At 62.2% G+C, this 18,860-nt stretch carries 19 protein-coding genes and 1 pseudogene; 5 read left to right on the top strand and 15 right to left on the bottom strand.

Features of this window, described 5'->3' with window-relative positions:
- Position 1: 1 nt before the first annotated feature.
- Complete coding sequence (gene ku / locus ACZ1JW_RS14200) at positions 2–853, bottom strand: non-homologous end joining protein Ku (protein ID WP_465141044.1); 852 nt, start codon at positions 851–853, stop codon at positions 2–4.
- A gap of 269 nt (positions 854–1,122) precedes the next feature.
- On the opposite strand from ku, the gene ACZ1JW_RS14195 reads away from it, so the two are divergent.
- A complete protein-coding gene (locus tag ACZ1JW_RS14195) occupies positions 1,123–1,752 on the top strand; it encodes a hypothetical protein (protein WP_465141043.1) in 630 nt (209 codons plus the stop codon).
- On the opposite strand, the gene ACZ1JW_RS14190 is transcribed toward ACZ1JW_RS14195, so the two are convergent.
- The 10 genes from ACZ1JW_RS14190 to ACZ1JW_RS14145 all read right to left on the bottom strand — a co-directional run bounded on the left by ACZ1JW_RS14190 (position 1,742) and on the right by ACZ1JW_RS14145 (position 11,806).
- Positions 1,742–2,746 (bottom strand): hypothetical protein, encoded by a 1,005-nt coding sequence (locus ACZ1JW_RS14190; RefSeq protein ID WP_465141042.1) that lies wholly within the window; start codon positions 2,744–2,746, stop codon positions 1,742–1,744. The two genes, ACZ1JW_RS14195 and ACZ1JW_RS14190, sit on opposite strands and share 11 nt — an antisense overlap.
- Positions 2,747–2,879: 133 nt before the next feature.
- Positions 2,880–4,505 carry an AMP-binding protein gene (locus ACZ1JW_RS14185; protein WP_465141041.1) on the bottom strand — a complete coding sequence of 542 codons (1,626 nt, stop codon included), beginning with the start codon at positions 4,503–4,505 and terminating at the stop codon, positions 2,880–2,882.
- Positions 4,502–5,905: an aldehyde dehydrogenase family protein gene (locus ACZ1JW_RS14180; RefSeq protein ID WP_465141040.1), complete on the bottom strand. Its 1,404-nt coding sequence runs from the start codon at positions 5,903–5,905 to the stop codon at positions 4,502–4,504. The genes ACZ1JW_RS14185 and ACZ1JW_RS14180 overlap by 4 nt, the downstream gene beginning before the upstream one ends.
- 43 nt (positions 5,906–5,948) lie before the next feature.
- Positions 5,949–8,156: a TonB-dependent receptor gene (locus ACZ1JW_RS14175; RefSeq protein ID WP_465141039.1), complete on the bottom strand. Its 2,208-nt coding sequence runs from the start codon at positions 8,154–8,156 to the stop codon at positions 5,949–5,951.
- Positions 8,157–8,184: 28 nt separating this feature from the next.
- Positions 8,185–8,658, bottom strand: coding sequence for a cytochrome C (locus ACZ1JW_RS14170; RefSeq protein WP_465141038.1), 474 nt, complete (start codon positions 8,656–8,658; stop codon positions 8,185–8,187).
- A complete protein-coding gene (locus tag ACZ1JW_RS14165) occupies positions 8,655–9,113 on the bottom strand; it encodes a c-type cytochrome (RefSeq protein WP_465141037.1) in 459 nt (152 codons plus the stop codon). The genes ACZ1JW_RS14170 and ACZ1JW_RS14165 overlap by 4 nt, the downstream gene beginning before the upstream one ends.
- Positions 9,110–9,667, bottom strand: coding sequence for a methylamine dehydrogenase light chain (locus ACZ1JW_RS14160; RefSeq protein WP_144907624.1), 558 nt, complete (start codon positions 9,665–9,667; stop codon positions 9,110–9,112). Before ACZ1JW_RS14160 ends, ACZ1JW_RS14165 begins: the two co-directional genes overlap by 4 nt.
- Before the next feature lie 3 nt (positions 9,668–9,670).
- Positions 9,671–10,258 (bottom strand): thioredoxin fold domain-containing protein, encoded by a 588-nt coding sequence (locus ACZ1JW_RS14155; RefSeq protein WP_465141036.1) that lies wholly within the window; start codon positions 10,256–10,258, stop codon positions 9,671–9,673.
- A complete protein-coding gene (locus tag ACZ1JW_RS14150) occupies positions 10,258–10,743 on the bottom strand; it encodes a MauE/DoxX family redox-associated membrane protein (RefSeq protein WP_465141035.1) in 486 nt (161 codons plus the stop codon). Before ACZ1JW_RS14150 ends, ACZ1JW_RS14155 begins: the two co-directional genes overlap by 1 nt.
- 1 nt (position 10,744) lies before the next feature.
- Positions 10,745–11,806, bottom strand: coding sequence for an amine dehydrogenase large subunit (locus ACZ1JW_RS14145; RefSeq protein WP_465141034.1), 1,062 nt, complete (start codon positions 11,804–11,806; stop codon positions 10,745–10,747).
- Between the two features lie 279 nt (positions 11,807–12,085).
- Between ACZ1JW_RS14145 and ACZ1JW_RS14140 the strand changes: the two genes are divergently transcribed.
- Positions 12,086–12,793, top strand: coding sequence for a TetR/AcrR family transcriptional regulator (locus tag ACZ1JW_RS14140; RefSeq protein WP_465126161.1), 708 nt, complete (start codon positions 12,086–12,088; stop codon positions 12,791–12,793).
- On the opposite strand, the gene ACZ1JW_RS14135 is transcribed toward ACZ1JW_RS14140, so the two are convergent.
- Positions 12,747–13,217: an Lrp/AsnC family transcriptional regulator gene (locus tag ACZ1JW_RS14135; protein WP_465126162.1), complete on the bottom strand. Its 471-nt coding sequence runs from the start codon at positions 13,215–13,217 to the stop codon at positions 12,747–12,749. The two genes, ACZ1JW_RS14140 and ACZ1JW_RS14135, sit on opposite strands and share 47 nt — an antisense overlap.
- A 142-nt stretch (positions 13,218–13,359) precedes the next feature.
- Here ACZ1JW_RS14135 and ald point away from each other — a divergent pair, with 142 nt between their 5' ends.
- Positions 13,360–14,475 carry an alanine dehydrogenase gene (gene ald / locus ACZ1JW_RS14130; RefSeq protein ID WP_465141033.1) on the top strand — a complete coding sequence of 372 codons (1,116 nt, stop codon included), beginning with the start codon at positions 13,360–13,362 and terminating at the stop codon, positions 14,473–14,475.
- On the opposite strand, the gene ACZ1JW_RS14125 is transcribed toward ald, so the two are convergent.
- The 3 genes from ACZ1JW_RS14125 to mdlC are packed head-to-tail and all read right to left on the bottom strand — an operon-like array spanning position 14,476 to position 17,809.
- The gene (locus ACZ1JW_RS14125) at positions 14,476–14,964 is read right to left on the bottom strand and encodes an aromatic-ring-hydroxylating dioxygenase subunit beta (RefSeq protein WP_465126164.1); all 489 of its coding nucleotides are present in this window, start codon (positions 14,962–14,964) and stop codon (positions 14,476–14,478) included. It lies immediately after the preceding gene.
- Positions 14,961–16,304 (bottom strand): aromatic ring-hydroxylating oxygenase subunit alpha, encoded by a 1,344-nt coding sequence (locus ACZ1JW_RS14120; protein WP_465141032.1) that lies wholly within the window; start codon positions 16,302–16,304, stop codon positions 14,961–14,963. The genes ACZ1JW_RS14125 and ACZ1JW_RS14120 overlap by 4 nt, the downstream gene beginning before the upstream one ends.
- Positions 16,301–17,809: a benzoylformate decarboxylase gene (mdlC, locus tag ACZ1JW_RS14115; protein WP_465141031.1), complete on the bottom strand. Its 1,509-nt coding sequence runs from the start codon at positions 17,807–17,809 to the stop codon at positions 16,301–16,303. The genes ACZ1JW_RS14120 and mdlC overlap by 4 nt, the downstream gene beginning before the upstream one ends.
- A 139-nt stretch (positions 17,810–17,948) precedes the next feature.
- Between mdlC and ACZ1JW_RS14110 the strand changes: the two are divergent.
- Positions 17,949–18,080: pseudogene (locus ACZ1JW_RS14110) on the top strand (helix-turn-helix domain-containing protein); the annotation flags it as partial.
- A 36-nt stretch (positions 18,081–18,116) separates the two neighbouring features.
- Complete coding sequence (locus tag ACZ1JW_RS14105; protein ID WP_465142784.1) at positions 18,117–18,851, top strand: LysR substrate-binding domain-containing protein; 735 nt, start codon at positions 18,117–18,119, stop codon at positions 18,849–18,851.
- Positions 18,852–18,860: the final 9 nt, after the last annotated feature.

The raw sequence follows: 18,860 nt of genomic DNA, 5'->3' as shown, positions 1-18,860 counted from the left end.
GTCAGGCCCGCTTCCGGCGCGCGGGAGCCGAACGCTTTCGCGGCGGGCCTTCACCTTCGTCCTTGTCGCTGCCCAATGACTTCTTGAGCGCGGCCATGAGGTCGATGACATTGCCACCCTTGGGCACTTCGTCGGCATCGGGATCTTCGATGATCCGCTTGCCCTTGGCCTTGACCTTCTTGTCGATCAGCGCGTGGAGCGCGTCGACGTAGCGATCATGGAACTTGTCGGGAGCAAACTTCGCGGTCTTCTTCTCGATCAGGCTGGCGGCAAGGTCGAGGAGCTCAGGATCGGCGTCGCGTGCGGGGATGTCGCGGAACCAGTTCTGGGCGCGCTGGACCTCGTCGGCATAGCGCAGCACTTCCATGATCAGGCCGCGCCCGCAGGGTTTTAGCGAGACAAGTTGCTCGCGCCCGCGCACCGACAACTGGCCAAGGCCAACAGTGCGCGTCTTGCGCAAGGCTTCTCGCAGGATGATGTAGGCGTCTTCGGCCAGCTCGTCCGCCGGTACGACGAAGTAGGGTTTCTCATAGTAGAGGACGTCGATCTCGTCGGCGCCGACGAACTGGACGAGTTCGAGCGTCTTGCGGCTTTCGATGCGGACGGATTCGATTTCCTCGTCATCGAGCAGGACGTAGTTGCCGCGCGAGACTTCGTAGCCTTTGACGATGTCCTCGCGGTCCACCGCACCAACGCCAGCGGCGACCTTTTCGTAGCGGATGCGCTTGCCGCTGGGCTCGTGGATCTGGTGGAAGCTGATCGCCGCGCCGCTGCGCGTTGCCGGATAGACCTCCACCGGGATCGAGACGAGGGCGAGGCGCAATTGTCCCTGCCAGAATGCACGGGCGGCCATGAATGGCTTCCTTCCGAAAGGACTGGCACGCGCGGAAGGGCGCACCGGCTTCACTTCCTCTATGCATCATCAGCAGCGAGGTTCCCGGCGCCGCCAAATGATGCGAGCCAAATCGCTGATGGTTCTGCAGCCGAGAGCCCCGTCCGACCCTCGCGCTATCAGGAGCAAGTCACCGTGCCTGAAAGAAAAGCACTCCGGCCCTAAGTGTTATGACCGACTTAACCTCGTTTCTTGGATCGCTGCTAAGCGGTGGATGATCATATGTCGCCATGACGATCAGAGCAGCACCAATCCTCGTCCTTGCTGGCATGGCCTTTGTCATACCGGGAAGCATCACGGCGGCGCCATCCGGCGTTGCCCGACACGACGAGACAAAGGTTGTCCGGTTCGGTGCGTTCGCGCTGGTTTCTGCAGATAGGGCGCGGCTGGTAGGGGTGACCGACGGGAATTCGCCGTCCGATTTCATAGCCATGATGGAAGCGCATCCGGGCATTCGCGCGCTGGAGCTGGTGAACTGCCCCGGCACGAGAGACGACATCGCCAACCTGCGGCTCGGCCGCATCATCCGGCAGCACGGGATTGTCACGATCGCGCCCGCAGGCGCCTCGGTGCGCTCGGGCGCGGTGGAGATCTTTCTTGCCGGGACGACCCGCAAAGCTGCATCGGATGCACGCTTTGCCGTGCATTCCTGGCTTTCCGCCGATGGAAGGCAGGCGTCCGGCTCTCGCGGTGACGATCCCGCTCGCGCTGCATATGAACGCTACTACCGCGACATGGGGCTGACCGAGGCAAGAGCGCGAGCGTTTTACGACCTCACGGTTTCGGTACCCAACAACCACACGCTACAGTTGGCTCCACAGGACCTTGCGCGCTACGCCAAGGTGTCCGTCACGACCTGACGCGCTGCGAAGCGCCGCATGCCTGTGCGAGCGCAAGGATGCTGGAGGGACCGTCCCTGCCTCCGAACTCGATCGTCGTCCGGTCTGCCGCAACAACGATCTGATCGAACTGCATCAGCGCCTGCAATTCCTTTGCCGTGAGTGGGTGGCCGCGACCGTCCTTGCCCGGTTCAACCGGGAAGCGTGCCAGCATACGGCCGCCACCATATACCTCGGCAACGTTTGACGGGCCATTGACGGCATTCATGAACGCGCTGGTGCTTTGAGCGGCCGCACCTTTGACGCTGGAATGGACCGAGCCGTTGCGGAAAAGTGCGTGGAGCTGTCCCGCTCGGCAGGTCACTTCAAAATTGAAGCTCGCCAGTTCGTTGCCGGGAAAGCCGGAGACTGAAGAGAATGCCTGATAGGTGCCGCGGGCCGGATCGGGCGTCAGCAAGCCTGGCGCAAAGACCCAGCGGGATTTGACCGGCGGACGCGGACGGCCTGTATCCTCAAGCGCCATGCGGCTTGCGCGGATTGGCGATGTACTGCCGCAGACGAGCGCATTCGTGGCAGTCAATGAACCATTGCCGGTGAACCAGAATGCCTTTTCGCCGACCTTTACCGTCACGGAGCGCGCCGACCGGATTAGGCCGTACTGTTCGGCTGAAAGATAGCCGGCGACGTAGTCGGCCACACCGGTCAGACCGAGTTGCCCCCTGCCCTCGAGCGCGACGGCGAACTCGGCCCAGGCGGACTGGGATTCGACCGAAACCTTGATGAGACGCGGACGGCTGGTGCTGATGGCCTTGAGCAAGCCGCCGACGTCTTCGTTGCGGTACGCCCCAAAAATCAGCCGCCGGCCGCGGAAGTCGTTCGGGTCGCATTGCACGCCGAGCATGGCACCCGACTGGGGGCGCCCAGCCGACACGAGCGCCGTGCTGCCGGCCTCGGCCAGACGCCAGTCCGACTGGGAGGAAACGACACCTTCGGCCAGGGCCTGGCCCGAAGCCAAGGCCGTTGCGGCCAGTGCTGCGCAAGTAGCTGCAAAACGTCGCATTGTGATCAACCCCCAACTCAATCTCGATTGAGGCTGTGTTAACCACTTCCAGCAAGCAACTGCTTACCAGATAAATGCGTAGTCACCCTTATCCTGCCAGCTCCGCTTCCATTATCTTGCGCATCTCGAACTTCTGCGCCTTGCCGGTGACGGTCATGGCAAACGCTTCGACGATGCGGATGTGGCGTGGGACCTTGTAGTGGGCGATACGGCCCTTGCAGTGGCTCAGGACGTCGTCAGGCCCCAGGGACTCCCCTGCCCGCGCGATGATCCAGGCGCAGACTTCCTCGCCGAACTTCTCGTCTGAAACGCCGAACACCTGTGCGTCCTGGATGGCGGGATGCGTGAGGAGGAATTCCTCGATCTCGCGCGGGTAGATGTTCTCGCCGCCGCGGATGATCATGTCCTTGATCCTGCCGGTGATACGGACATAGCCATTCGCATCCATCGTCGCGAGATCGCCCGAGTGCATCCAGCCTTCGGCGTCGATCGCTTCGCCAGTCTTTGCCGGATCGTCCCAGTAACCGAGCATGACCGCGTAGCCGCGTGAGCAGTATTCGCCCTGCTGGCCAATCGGCAGCGTCTCGCCATCGGGACCGACGATTTTTGCTTCAGCGTGGGGATGCACGCGGCCGACCGTACCGACGCGCTCTTCGATGGGATCATCGGTCGCGGTCTGCGTGGTCAGCGGACTTGTCTCGGTCATGCCGTAGCCGATGGTGACCTGCGTCATGTTCAGGCGGTCCATCACCTGCCGCATCGTGGTGACCGGGCATGGCGAGCCGGCCATGATCCCAGTGCGCAAGGTGGTGACGTCGTAGTCGTCAAGGTCCGGCTGGGCGAGGATGGTGATGAACATCGTCGGCACGCCATAGAGTGCGGTGCAGCCTTCTGCCCGCACCGCTTCGAGTGCCAGCTTGGGGTCATAGGCCTCGCCCGGATAGACCATGGCAGCGCCGCTCGTCAGCGATGCGAGATTGCCCAGCACCATGCCAAAGCAGTGATAGAGCGGCACCGGGATGCAGATGCGGTCTTTGTGGCCGATCTTGATGGTGCGGGCCGTGAAGTGGCCGTTGTTGAGAATGTTGCGGTGAGTGAGCGTCGCGCCCTTGGGGAAACCGGTGGTGCCGCTGGTGAACTGGATGTTGATCGGATCGTTCTGGTGAAGCGTTCTGGCGACCGCATCGAGCCGCTCCATGTCCTGCTGGGCGCGCAAGGCTTCCCATGGCTCGAAGCCGTCATGCTGCTGTGAGCCTAGCGCGACCATGCCACGCAGCATCGGCAGCTTTACGGGTCCCAGTTCACGCAGCATAGCCACGTAGTTGCTGGACTTGAAACTGGCTGCGCTGACAAGAAAGGTGCAGCCAACCTTGTTCAGCGCATACTCGACCTCGCTGGTGCGATAGGCCGGATTGATCGTGACGAGGATCGCGCCGATCCGTGCGGTCGCAAACTGCAGCACGGTCCATTCGGCGCAATTGGGTGCCCAGATGCCGACGCGGTCACCCTTGGCCACACCGCGATCGAGCAAGCCTGTGGCGATGCGATCGACTTCATCGTCAAGCTGACCCCAAGTCCAGCGAATGCCCTGATGGCGGGAGACCAGTGCAAGGTCCCCGCCCCATTGCCGGGCGGCGTCGCGCAGCGCCTGCCCGATGGTCTTTTCCAGAAGCGGCTCGTCAGTCGCGCCCTTGGCGTAGGAAAGCTGCGTCATCGCTTGATGTTCACCACCTGGGTCTGGGTGTATTCGGCAAGGCCTTCGACCGACTGTTCTACGCCGAGGCCGCTGGACTTGAAACCGGCCATGGGAATGTGCGGGCCAATGGCGATATGCTGGTTGACCCAGACCTGACCACTCTCGATGCGCGAGGCAATGTCTGCCGCGCGGCCGACGTCCTTCGACCAGACCGAACCGCCAAGACCGTAGTCGCTGGCATTGGCGCGCGCGATCACATCCTCGACATCATCGAACTTGATGATCGGCAGGATAGGGCCGAACTGCTCTTCGTCGACGATCTTGTCGCCATCGGTCACGTCGCGCACGATGGTCGGACGGATGAAATACCCGGCGCGCTCCATCACTTCGCCGCCTGCCACGATGGTGCCGTCCTGACGCGCGGCTTCAAGGAAGCCTTTCACCTTCTCGAACTGCATCGCGTTTTGGATCGGGCCGATCTGGGTGCCCTGCTGGAGACCGTCATCGACGACGGCGGCTTCGGCAAGGCGGGCCAGTTCCCCGCACATCGCGTCATAGATGTCGGCGTGGACATAGGCGCGCTTCACCGCGAGGCAGACCTGACCGTTGTTGAAGAAGGCATTGCCGAAGATGGCCTGCGCGGTCTCGCGCACATCAACGTCCTCAAGCACGATTGCCGGGTCGTTGCCGCCAAGTTCTAGCGTGACGCGCTTGAGCGTGTCGGCACCGCTTGCAGCGATGCGTTTGCCGGTGGCGGTGGAACCGGTGAATCCGACTTTGGCGACATCGGGATGGGCAGTGAGGTGCGGGCCGAGGTCGTTTGCGTCCGTGATGATGTTGACCACGCCTGCCGGAAACACGTCGCGACAGATTTCGCCGAGGATCAGCGCGCAGACCGGCGTGGTCGGCGCAGGTTTCAGCACGATGGCGTTTCCGGCGAGCACGGCCGGGCCGATCTTCCAGCAGGCGACGAGCAGCGGGAAGTTCCATGCGATGATGCCGACGACAACGCCCAGCGGACGGTGCTTGACGGCGATATAGCCGGTATCGTCATCCTGAATGACGCGGTCGGGCAATTCGAGCGTCGCGTAGTGACGAAGATAGGCGTCCGTCATGCCGAGTTCGCCCATGGCTTCTGCGAGAGGCTTGCCCTGTTCCAGGGTAAGCGCGCGGGCGAGTTCGTCCTTGCGGGCGGCAATGGCCTCGGCAAGCTTGATCAACTTTGCCTGCCGCCCGGCCCAGGGAACGGCGGACCACCCCGGCACTGCAGCCTTTGCCGCAGCGATGGCAGCATCCGCCTGAGCCGCAGAGGCGCGGGGAACCGTGCAGAACGGCTCCCCGGTTGCCGGGTTGATCACATCCATCGTCATGTCGCCATTGACGAGGTTGCCGCCGATGAGCAGCTTGTAGTCAGCCATTGTCCTCTCCCGGCTGCTGTTGCGCAGCCTTGTTCAGGTTATCTCAGAACTTCGCGCCAACCGTCACGCCATACATGCGCGGGTTGCCGATGTGGTTGTAATCGAAGCCGAATCCGGCAAGCAGATCGACGCGGGAGGTGAAGTAGAACTTGTCGGTGAGGTTCTTGCCCCAGATCGATGCGTTGAACTTGCCGTCGGCGCTCTCCCAATCGATGTGACCGCCGACCAGCGCGTAGGACGACTGGCGCAGGCGGGGCACGTTGAGCACTTCGAAGAACTGGCTAGACTGGTAGGCGATGTCCGGGTGGAGCGAGAGCTTGCCCATGTCGCCATCGAACACCGTCAAATCGACCGTCGCGTTGAAGGTGAAGGTCGGAGCGTTCGAGAGCCGGTTACCTGCCACGTTCACGCCGCTGACGCTGCCTCGCTGGATCTTGGTCGCGAGCACGCCCATGCCGCTGTGGATCGTCAGGCGGTCACCAGCGCGGATGGTGAGTTCCGCTTCACCGCCATAGATGCGCGACTTGGGGATGTTGAGCAGGGTCTGCGCGGCTGACGACGGGTCGACGTTGATGAACTGCTGGTTGCGGTAGTCGTAATAGAAGCCGGCAACGTTGAGCGTGACCTTGCGGTCAGCGAACTGGGTCTTGGCGCCGACTTCGTAGGACGTGACCTGCTCCGGCTTGGCGATCGAAAGCTCTGACGGATCGAAGAAGGCCTGGGCATTGAAGCTCGGCGCGCGATAGCCGCGGCTGACGCTGGCGTAGAGCAGGTTGCCATCGGCCAGTTTGTAATCGAAGCCGATCTTGCCCGAGACGTTGTCCTGCGAATAGCGCAGGGTAGAAGGCGGAATGAGGTTGACGATCAGCGAGTTGTCCACGCCCAGTGCATCGGACCGGAAGCCGCTCTGTACGCCGGTGTCGTGGGTGTAGCGCAAGCCGCCGCGCATCGTGACCGCATCGGACAGCTCGTACTTCACGTCCGAATAGATCGCGTAGCTCTTCTTGAGCTGGTCGAAGCGGTTGCGAAACAGGCAGGCGAAGGGCAGGCCGACGGCGCAGTCATTGGCAGTGATGCCGGGAACGCCATCGGAATCGATGTCCTTGCCGATTTCGAATGCCGTCTCGTTGAACACCTTCTCGCGATGGAAAAAACCACCAAGAATGAAATCGAACGGTCCACCAAAGTCGCTGGTCAGGCGCAGGTCCTGCGCGAACTGGGTTGCCCGGTCGTTGTAGGGGATTTCGAGCAACTGGCTCGCGGTGCCGTCAGTATCTTCGTAGAAGAACAGGCTTCCCTTGTCCCAGGCGGTGATGCTGGTGACGGTGAGTGCGTCGGAAATGTCGAACGTGCTGGTCAGCGCGACAGAGTATGTGCGGGCGCGGCGCTTGGTATCAATGTTTGACGCGATCTCGCGCTCGCCAAGGCCGGGGCGATTGGCCGCTTCCGGCTGCGCATAGATGCCGTAGTTCTGCGGGTTCTGGAAGCTTGTCGAAGCGCGCAGGACGAAGCGGACGGTCTCGCTCGCCTCGACGTTCAACGTGGCGCGGATCGCATATTCGTCGGTCGAGGCAAGGTCGGGCTTGCCGGGGACGACGTTCTTGAACCAGCCATCGGCCTTGGCATACGTGCCAGCCACGCGCAGCGCTGCCTTGTCGCCCAAAGGCACGTTGACCGCACCATTCAGATCGACGCGATTGTAGTTGCCATAGCCCGCATTGAAGTAGCCGCTGGTCTCGCCGAGCTTGGCGCTGTTGGCGATGATGTTTACCGCACCACCGGTGGTGTTCTTGCCATAGAGTGTGCCCTGCGGCCCGCGCAGCACTTCGACGCGCTCAAGGTCGTACATCGCCACGCCAAGGAAGGCGAAGTTGCCCTTGTAGACTTCGTCATAATAAGTCGCGACGGGGCTCGCCTGATTGAGGCTGTAGTCCGACATCGACACGCCGCGCAGCGAGAAGATCGGCGTATTGTCACCCACGATCGAGGTCAGCTGCAGGTTGGCGACCTTGGTGACGAGGCTGTCGACGTTGACGATGCGTGATTTCGAAAGCGTTTCGCCACCGATGGCCGAGACCGAGATCGGGATGGATTGCAGGCTTTCCGCGCGCTTCGTGGCGGTAACGACAATCTCGCCGTCCGGCACGGCATTCTCGGCCTGCGCATCCTGCGCCAGAGCGGGCATTGCTGCGAAAATGGATGTTGCGGCTACCCCAGCCAGCGCGATCCCGCGAAAAAGACGTTCCCTCATTGTCTTGCCTCCCATTCAGGGCATGTTTTTACGGATTGCTCGGTCTTGTTTTTTCCTGCGCAAAACCTGCGACCAGTTGCGCCCTCATCGGAGCCCTTTCCAGCCGCAGGGGGTGGCGCCGCAGCTGACCGATTTCCTTGGCCGTGTAGGGCCGGAAATCGGCCGGCATGTGCGCCGGGTCGAAAGTGTAGAGAGTCCAGTTCAGCAGATTTGCAAGCCGTACGTCGTCGAGGTCCACGGTCGATACTCCAGGCACACGGCCGAGGAACTCACGACCGCCAGGGACACTGAGGAACCGCGCGACGATGTGCTTCATCGGTGGGTTGGAGCGGTCGTCGCCACTTCCATCGGGGCGGTGACAGCCCTGGCACTTGAGCATGTAGTCGATGCGAGCCTGCTGCGGGTTGCTCACCCCGCGCATGACCGGTTCGCTCGCGCGGACGCCGAAGCCCGCTGCAATGGCAGCGAGAAGGACGACCGATGCAAGCGCGATCCGCTTCATTTGCCGCCAGCCCCTTCGTGGAGCTTGGCCACGTCAGCCGCAGAAAGTGCAGCGCCGGACGCCCGGTGCGCGGCGACTTCCCTGTCGGTGAACGGCTTGAAGGCCGGGCCGGTCTTGGCGATCTGGGTGCCGACATGGTTCAGGACCGCGGCGGTTGAAGCATCGTCCAGCACCTGCCCGGGCATGACGCCACGATAGGGCTTGCCTTCGACGGTCAGCGGCCCGGAAAGGCCACGCAAGACAGCAAGGGCAATGTAGCGCCGCCCAGCGGGCTTGGCTGCAAGAGCGCGGAAATCCGCGCCGAGCGGAGGGTAGGCTCCCGGCACTCCGGCACCGGTCTTGGTATGGCATGCTGCGCATCGCGCGAATACCGCTGCACCATCGGGAGCGGCAACGGCAGGCAGTGCGGACGCTGCAACGGCCATCACCGGCACAAGGCCGAGCAGCATCTTCATTTCGGCGCGTCCAGCGCAACGCCGACAATCACTGCCGTCGAGCAATTGTAAATGCTGCTCTCGGTGCCGAGGCACCAGTTATAGTCGTTGTTGGATTGCGGGCGGACTTGCGGACGGTCGCCCTCGTTGCGGTTGCACAGGCACTGGCCGCACGAGGAGGTGCCGCAGCAGTCGTTGTAGCTGATCACGTAGGCGCGGTTGTCAGCCGGGTTGGTGCATGTGCCGATCCAGGTGATCGGCGACATTTCGGTGCCTGGAGGACACGTGCTGACCGAACCGCCGCAGCACGAGCACAGGAAGCCGTCGATCGCGCAATAGCGCCAGTAGTCGCACGCAGCCTGATCGCCGGGGTCCTGTGGATTGCCCGAGGAGATCGGGGCATGACCACCCCCTCCGCCGTGCGGACTTCCGCTGGCAGCGCGAGCCACCGGGAGAACCGGAAACACTGCCGCACCGGTAATCGTCGCACCGAGCCATGCCAGCGTGCTGCGGCGTGAGGTGCCGCGCGCGATGCCGCGGGTCAGACGTTCCGTCCATTTGTCAAAACCAGCCACAGCTCAGGCTCCCTTACGACGGGCGAGAAAATCCTGGATCGAAGCGACGCCCCGCTCCTTGGCTTCGAACAGGCTTTCAAGATGCTCCCGGCTGTTGACGAGGCCGAGCGATGCGACCTTCCCCTGCTCGTCGAGCAGGACAGCGTAGGGCAGTTTGGACACGCCGAACGCGCGGCCAAGAGCTTCCGAAAGGACCATCGGCACTCGCTCAAGCGCATGGAGCTCGCGCATGCGCTGATACTCCGCCTTCGAACCATCACCTGCCACTATGATGTCTAGCCAATCGGCTTCGGCCCCTGCAGCGGAACGCACCACGGGCAGCAGCGACTTGCAGACCGGGCAGTCTGGCGATGCAAAGAACAGCAGCTGGCTGCGTCCGTCCCGCTTGCCGCCGATCTCGACCGGTGCTCCCTCAATGGTGGTCAGGGTCATCGGGCTGGCCACTTCGCCGACCTCGACCTTCTGGTGCAGTGTCAGAGCACCTGCCGGAGCGATGCGTTCATGAAGAATGCCGACCTGCCGGGCGAGCGCTGCGATGAGCAGGCCCTCGACGATCACGGCGGTCCACAACAGGATCTGGGATGTCAGCATCACGACTTCCTCCAGCGAGGATGGGGAATGGCGAGCAGCTCTGAAGCCGCAAGATAAAGCGCAAAAAGTCCGGCAGCGGCGAAGGGCGCATCAATGCCGATCGGCGCCGCCGGCAGGGTGGAAACAAGAGCGGCCATGGCTGCAAGGACGGCAGGGCGTGCGATCAAGGGCCAATCAACCGGCTTCTCGCGCGATACGAGGTCGCACCCGCAATCGAGCGTTTCGCCACGGTGCCGCAGCAGCGCGACCGCATAGGCCGACCAAACTGCGGCGGCGAGAAGCGATCCGGCATTGCGCAGGTCCGGCAAGACCAGACAAGCTGCAGCCACCGCTTCAAGCGTGCCTGCCAGAATCAACATCGTGATCCCTTGGGCACGCAGGCCGGTCAAACGGCTGGCGACGCTTGCGAGCCGGTCCTGTGCGACAGCCTTGTGCACGGCCGAGCCAGCCAGAAGCAGGGCGAGGAAAAGGGCGACCGGGGCCATATCAAGGCGCCGTTATCAGGATCGGGTTGGCACCACCGGCAGCTCCGAGCGAGCGAAGGAAGGCGCCCGAAACCGGATCGTGCACGTCGACCTCACCATCGCCGCGCGCGACGATCAGGCGGGGCTGCGCCTCCTTGGTCAGCGAAATGGCCGTGGCTACTCCGCGCAACGCAATGCGTGCGGTGCGCGCCTTGGCGACGGGATCGACGACCCACACTTCCGTGCCGCCATCCTTGTGGCTGCCTTCGCGGCCCGCGGGGCTCATGAGCACGTAAAGTTTGCCAGCCGAATCTGCAGCAATGACTTGCCAGCCGCCAGGACGCCATTCCGGCGTGGCACCTTCGGCAGTACCCACGTTGAAGGTTCCCGGCAGCGCCTTGCCGACTTCTCCCGAGAAGTCGAACGCCTGTATCTGGCCATGATAGCTGACAAACCAGGCAGTCTTGCCGACCCAGGCAGGCGTGCTGAAGAGTGGCTGGTTGTCGATGTCCTGGACCTTCTCGACGGTCTTCGAAGACACGGCCTGTCCATCAGGCCCCAGCTTGACGCTGAAGAGCGAGCCATCGGCGCAAAAGCTTGAGAAGCCACGGTCGCCGGTCGGGTATATCTGGGCGCAGCCCGGGAGATCGATCTCTGCAATGACCTTGCGTGCATCTAGGTCCAGAACGCTAACCGACTGTGCAGGCGTAAAATTCGCAACCAGTGCCCATTTGTCTGCGTTGGTGAACTGGAACAGTTGGGGGTATGTGACAGACTGCTGGCGTTTTCCGCCCGGCAACACAATTTCACCCTTGGGCTGGAGTGTAGCCATGTCCCAGATCGTTACTGCGTCGGTGCGTTCGCCGCGCGTAAGGCGTGAATAGAAGGTTTCCGAGGTGAGCACCTCGCCTCGCGTGGGAGAGACGAGCATGTTTGCAAACTGCGCTGCGCGCACCATCCCCTTGACCGGGCGGTCGGCCTCTGTCGTATCGACCAGCATGACACGCCCGTCGACGATCGCGTTGAAATGGAAATCGTGGATCAGGACCCAGCTCGCCGGCCACTGCGACGGCAGCTTCGCCACCGCTGGAATGGGTTCTTCAGGCAGCGCCTTTGGGAATGGCGCTTTTGCTGGAGCGGGCGCGGCGAGCGCATCACCACCAAGGCATGTCCCGGTCGCCAACAGGGCCAGGGCCAAAGCAAAAAACCTCATGCGAGCACTCCCCTCGCTAACCGAAGTACCTCTCCGGCCGCACCGACATAGTCTCAAATAGGCAACAAACCTGTCAAGTGACCTATTTTTGTCGTATGACAGGTTTTCAGATTTTTGGTATCAAGCAGGCGAGTTCAAGGACTTTTCTCAATGAATCAGGTAGATGACACCCCAAAATTCGTAACCGACATGATCATGCCGGAACGCGAAGGTGGCTATCTGAAAGGGCAGGAAACGCGCGAACTGATCCTGCGCACCGCCCTCTCGATCCTGATCGAGGAAGGCTATCGCGCCATGTCGATGCGCCGAGTCGCGACTGCCTGTGGCATGAAATTCGGCAACCTCACCTATCACTATCGCAGCCGCGAGGACCTCGTGCGCGAACTGATGGAAGCGGTTATCAGGAGCTACGAAGTCGAGTTCGTCGAGATCGTGCACATGCCGGGCGTTCCCGCCGAAGAACGCCTGCGCCGCGTGTGCAACCTGATCCTCGACGACATCCGATCGAAGAAGACCACGAACTTCTTTCCAGAACTATGGGCGCTGTCCAACCATGACCCGTTCGTGCTCGAACGCATCCAGGAACTCTATGTGCGCGCTCGCGCTCCGCTCGTGGAAATCATAGCGGAAATGCGGCCGGACCTCGACGAGAAGTATCGCGAAATCGTGGCCCTGTTCATCTCGGGCTCGATGGAAGGCATGACCATCTTTGCCGGACACGAAAAGCCGTTCGAAGCGCGCATGCCGCAGATCGAACGGATCGCCGCGCACTCGTTCGTAACATTGGTCAAGACGATTACCGAGGACGAGATCAGGGGGCTCGCACGCTCCGAACAGGGTACCCCCGCATCTGCTTGATCCGCCGAAGCGAGAAGCTTGACCGCATCGAGGACACGCCCGGCAATCGGGCGAGGCATTCGCGATGAACCCAGTCGTACTGGTCAAGATCGCGCGCAGCCACCCGTAGCAGGTAGTCCGCTGTGCCGGACATCAGGTGGCATTCGAGGATCTCGTCAAAGTCGAGAACCGAACGTTCGAACCTGTCCATCGCTTCGCGGCTCTGGCTGGTCAGGGTGATTTCAACGAAGACCTCGACCGACAGCCCGAGCAGTCGTGGCTCAAGCCGGGCACCATAGCCCGCAATGACGCCTGACTGCTCGAGCGCCTTGATCCGGCGATGACAGGCTGAGGAGGACAGCGCGACCTTTTCTGCCAGTTCAGAAATTGACAGCGACGAGTCGCTCTGCAGCGCTTCAAGCAGGGCAATGTCAGCACGGTCCATGCAAAAACTTACCGATTACAAGCAATATTCTGGGAAATATCACCGTTCATGCCGCAGGCAAACGCCAAAATAGGCAAGAACTGCCGGAACCGCCGGGATAATCTTGCGTCATCTGGTAGAACTCGATCCTCAGGAGCGTTCCATGCGCGTCGGCACCGTAAAGGAAATCAAGAACCACGAATACCGCGTCGGTCTGACACCGGAAAGCGTGCGTGAACTCGTCGCACATGGCCACGAAGTTTGGGTCGAAACGGGCGCGGGCAATGGCATAGGTGCGAGCGACGCCGATTACGCAGCGGCCGGCGCAGCTATCAAGGCTGATGCGCGGGTCGTGTTTGATGGCTGCGAGATGATCGTGAAGGTCAAAGAGCCGCAAGCCGTCGAACGCGCGATGCTGCGCAAGGGCCAGATCCTATACACCTACCTGCACCTCGCACCCGATCCTGAACAGACTGCCGACCTAGTGAAATCCGGCGTGACGGCCATCGCCTATGAAACCGTGACCGGTGCAGGCAACGCCCTTCCCCTGCTCAAGCCGATGAGCCAGGTTGCTGGACGCATGGCGATTCAGGCCGGAGCCACTGCGCTCGAGAAGGCGCATGGCGGGCGCGGCGTCCTGCTTGGTGGCGTTCCCGGCGTGTTGCCTGGCAAGGTCGTGGTGATCGGTGGAGGTGTCGTCGGTTTCAACGCTGCGCAGATGGCCGTCGGCCTCGGCGCGGAAGTGACCATCCTCGACCGCGATCCGGACGTGCTTGAAAAGCTTGACAATCACTTCGAAGGCCGCGCCCGCACGCTTTATTCGGGCAAGGCCGCGCTGGCTTCGCTGGTGGCCGAAGCGGATCTGGTAATCGGTGCGGTGCTGATCCCCGGTGCCGCAGCACCGAAGCTGGTTACGCGGGACATGCTTTCAACGATGAAGCCGGGTTCGGTGCTCGTCGACGTGGCGATCGACCAGGGCGGTTGCTTCGAAACTTCAAAGGCGACAACCCATGCCGAGCCGACTTATGTCGTCGATGGCGTCGTTCACTATTGCGTCGCGAACATGCCGGGCGCGGTCGCCCGGACCAGCACTTACGCGCTGAACAACGTCACCCTGCCTCACGCCTTGCGCATTGCCGACAAGGGGTGGAAGGCTGCTCTGCGTGCTGATCCGAACCTTGCGGCCGGCCTTAACGTCCACGAAGGCAAGGTTACATACGAAGCTGTCGCCCGCGAACTGGGCTATGACTACGTGCCGGTCGCAGACGTCATCGTCTGATCAGATCGCATTGATGTCCACCACCGTGGGGATTGTGTCATTGAGAAGAATGATCTTCTTGCGCGCGATCCGCCACGAGTTGTCCAGTCGAACCAGTCGATACTCGTAGCGGCCGAAGAAGCAGTCCGAGCGGTTCATCCGCACATCGAAGCGATGGCAGGTGAACGCCGCCGACACTTCCCCCTCCCCCGTGACACGCACGTTCGTCACCTGATGGACAACGCGGGGTAGCGGGGCCGAAGCGGTCGACAGGCCCGAGGTAAGGCGCATGACCCGGTCCTCGAGATTGCGCCGCCCCTTGTAGTATATCAGCGACAGCTCGCGATCGGGGTCTTGCGTCGGCGTCACCTCATCGCGCCATGCGGGCATCCAGAATTCGGCGTCGGCCGTGAACAGTTCGAGCCACTCGGCGAAACGGCTTGCGTCGATCAACATGGCCTCGCGGTAGAGGAGGTCCTCGGCTTCGCTGCGGGTCAGCGCGCCACTCATGCTGCGAATTCCCCGGCCATCCGGCGTGCCCATGCGCGATAGTAGCTGTGATACAGAGTCTCATCACACAACTGTGAGTCCGCAAGCACGCTGCGTTCCGGGAACAGGTCGATGCGGTCGGCAAAGCGGTTTCCGCCCGCGACGCTTGCGGTCATGCCGCGGGCGTATCCTTGAAGCCATGGCTCGACGGCTGCAGCAAAGCCGATCTGGCAGTTCTCGTATGACACCGTGTCGTCAGGCGTGGCCATGCCGGTGGGGTTGAAGAAGTCCTCGTACTGACGAATGCGCTGGCGGCGAGCGGCGGCGCCCTCGCCCTTGGGGGCAATGCACCATGTTCGCATTTCGGTGAGACCCGGCGCCAACGGACGGATCACCCGCAATTGGCTCGATGCGTTCTCTGCAACCTGAAGGTTGGGGAAGATCGTGAGGTTGCGCATGTTGAACATCCAGTCGCGCTTGCCTTCCCCGTGTCGCTCGGCAAGCTGCGCGGCACGTTCGTAGAGCGGGATCGCCGGCGTCACGCCGAACACGCCCCAGTTCAGCACATGCCCGTTGGCAAAGCTGAAACTGCCGCCGCCAACGCCCTGCGTGTCCTCTTTCCAGTAGTCGCTGTTCTCCCAGACGGAAGCGACGACGTCTTCGCTAAGTTCCTTCTGCCGTCGCTCCAGCAAGCGGATGTACGAGGGATGCGCCGAGGTGAAGTGATAGGCGTCCGAGCAATTCTCGAGCTGAAGCTTCCAGTTTGCCTCATAACTAAAGGTCACCTGCCCTGGAACCAGTTCCATACCTTCGTCGCTCTGATCCGCCACGAGATCGAGCAGCTTGGCCGCCTCGCCGAGATAGTCAGTCAGGGTTGGAACGTCGGAGACCAGACTGCCGAAAAGGAACCCCCGATAATTCTCGAAGCGCGGAAGCACTGCGAGGCCGTGATCATCGCGATCGAATGCTTCGGAATAGCAGCCAGCCGACTTCCACTTCACCGCCTTGTTGCGTCCTGCGCTGTCGAAGCTCCAGCTGTGATAAGGGCAAACGTGCAAGCGTGCATTGCCCTGCCGCAACTGCGCCAGTCGAGCGCCCTTGTGCGGGCAGGAATTCACGAAGGCCCGCAGGATACCCTCGCCATCGCGCTGGACCATGACCGGTACGCGCCCGGCAAGGGTGGTGAAGAAATCGTGCGGCTCCGGTGCCTGACTCTCGAGGCCGAGGAATATCCAACCACCTTCGAACAGATGGCGCATCTCGGCCTCGAACACGCGCTGGTCGGTGAAGATTGCGCGACTGACGCGGAACACGCCCTCGTCAGGACGGTCATCAATGAGGTCTGCGAGGGACAAGGTCATAGCACAACTGCTTCCACGAGAGTTGGACCCGAGGCACCGAGCGACCATGCCAGCGCATCGTCCAGTGCCGCAGCGTCTGTTGCTCGTCGAGCGGCCACGCCGTGGCCCTCGGCCAGCTTGCAGAAATCGAGTTCAGGAAATTTGGTGCCGACAAGTTCCTGCATGCCGAAGTGGCGACCGAAGTGGTGGAGCGCTTCGTAACGGTTGTTCTTGATCACGATGAAGCTGACGGACAGGCCGTGCTGGACCGCTGCATGGAGGCCCTGGATCGCATACATTGCAGACCCGTCGCCCAACACCGCAATCACCTTGTCATGCGGCCTGGCCATGGCCATGCCTACCGCAGCGGGAAGACCGTGGCCCAGTCCTCCGCTTGCCGTAGTGTAGAACGTGTCCTTGCGCAGGATGGGCAGAAAATCGTGCATCGGCCCACGGCTCGATGGCGCCTCTTCGACGATCACGCTCTCGGGCGTGCGAAGGGCAGCTAGGCGCTGCAGGACGTAAGCGTCCGTCATCGCCCTGCCGTCGAGCAGCGGCGCGGGATTGCGGGGGGCTGGCTCGGGGCGAACAGGATTTCCGGCTTTCGCCAGCAGTGCCGCAACCGCATCCTTGCATCCTGCGACGATGGCAGTGCCTGCCGGTGCCCATGCGGCATGAACATGGTTGTCGCCGATCAGCCAGACTTCGCACGTTTCGGGAACATGCCGCCCCTGCCCCTCGACGTGGTAAAGGCTCATCGGCCCCCCCAGCGCCAGAACGAAATCGTATTGGGAGAGCGCTTCAACGATCGCCTCACGTCCTGCCGTGAGAAAGCCTGCAAACAGTGGGTGATCCTCGGGGAAACTGCAACGGGCCGACATCGGTGCGACCCAGACCGAAGCATTCTGCTGCTCGGCCAGTGCAATGACATCATCCCACGCGCCGTCCCGCGCCACACCGGCACCGACGACAATCGCAGGCCGTTTCGCGGCTGCCAGACCCTTGGCGCAGGACGCTATGGCTGCACCATCTGCCTGACGCGCAGCGAAGACCTTGCGCGGGGTAAACGGCTCGCATTCACGGTCCCAGTCATCGATGGGGATCGAGACGAACGTCGGCCCGCAGGGCGGCTCCATCGCAACCAGCCATGCGCGATGGATCGCGGCGGGCACATCCTCGGCCCGCGCGGGTTCGCAAGACCATTTGACGAACGGACGTGGAAACTCCGCGGCTCGCTCGGCAAACAGGAACGGCTCGTATGGCAGGATCGAGCGTGCCTGCTGACCGGCCGTCACTACGAGCGGGGTCTGGTTCTTGAACGCGGTAAACAGGTTGCCCAGAGCATGGCCCACGCCGGCAGAGCTATGCAGATTGACGATTGCCGCCCGCCCGGTGCCTTGCGCAAAACCATCGGCCATGCCGAGCACGACGCTTTCCTGAAGGCCCATGACGTAACGGAAGTCGGCTGGAAAGTCGCGGAACATGGGCAATTCCGTAGAGCCCGGATTGCCGAACACCGTCGTCATCCCGAGCTCTCGCAAGAGGTCAATGGTTACGGCGCGCACTGTCGGCATGACTCTCCCCGCTTTTTGATTGTGCCGGAGAGTGAACCTGCAGCCCTTGCGAAACAATTGCATTCTTTAGGCAAAGTCATACGTTTTGCGCATGGATTTTGACGAACGCCAACTTCGCGCCTTTCTCGCCATTGCGGAGACCGGAAGCCTCGGTCGCGCAGCCCGCGTTGTAAACCTCACGCAGCCCTCTCTCAGCCGTCAGGTCCAGGCGATGGAGCAGCGCCTTGGACACCGGTTGTTCGAGCGCGGTGGCAAGGGCATGGCGCTCACCGAAGCCGGACGGCTGATGCTTCCTCACGTTCGCCACCTGATCGGCGAGATGCAGAACACGCGCGACGAATTGGCCGCATTAGGCGGACTCAGGCGCGGCACCGTACGCATCGGGGCGGTTGCCGCCGTGCAGCGCACGCTGGTTGCCGAAACGGTCGGACGGGTACTCGCCGAGACACCGCTGCTCACATTCGAGATGATTGAGGCGGTGGACGGCGAATTGCTCGAAGCGTTGCTCACCCGGCGAATCGACCTCGCCATCACGTCCCGACCGCTATCGCACCGAGACGTGAGCACAGTTGGACAATGCGACTACACCGACTCCTTTGCGGTTTTCTGTGCCGCAAACCATCCATTGCCGACGACCGCAAGCTTGCGCGACGCCCTCGCCTGCGGCTGGGTTATGCCGGGTCCTGCCTTCACGCCACGCACCCTGTTTGAAGAACTTGTCGAGCGATCAGGCATGCCTGCTCCGCGGATCGTGGCGGAGAGCAGTTCGGTCGAAGCGATGATCGCGGTTGCCTCGCGCAGCGAACTCCTGTGTTGGTTGCCAGAGCCCCTGCTCTCGCCTCACATCGCCAATGGCACCGTTCGGAAACTCGCAATTCCGGAACTGGCCATGAACCGCCGCTTCAGCCTGCACCGTCGCCGCTCTGGCATTTTGCCGGAAGCCGCCACCCAGTTTGTCCGACATTTTCCGCTTTTGCGAGATGGACAGGGTTGACCTGACTTC

The organism is Novosphingobium sp. BL-A-28-Hi1-0D (assembly GCF_055521755.1).
The sequence above is the reverse complement of the archived record's forward strand: the minus strand, read 5'-3'. Positions and strand labels throughout refer to the sequence as shown.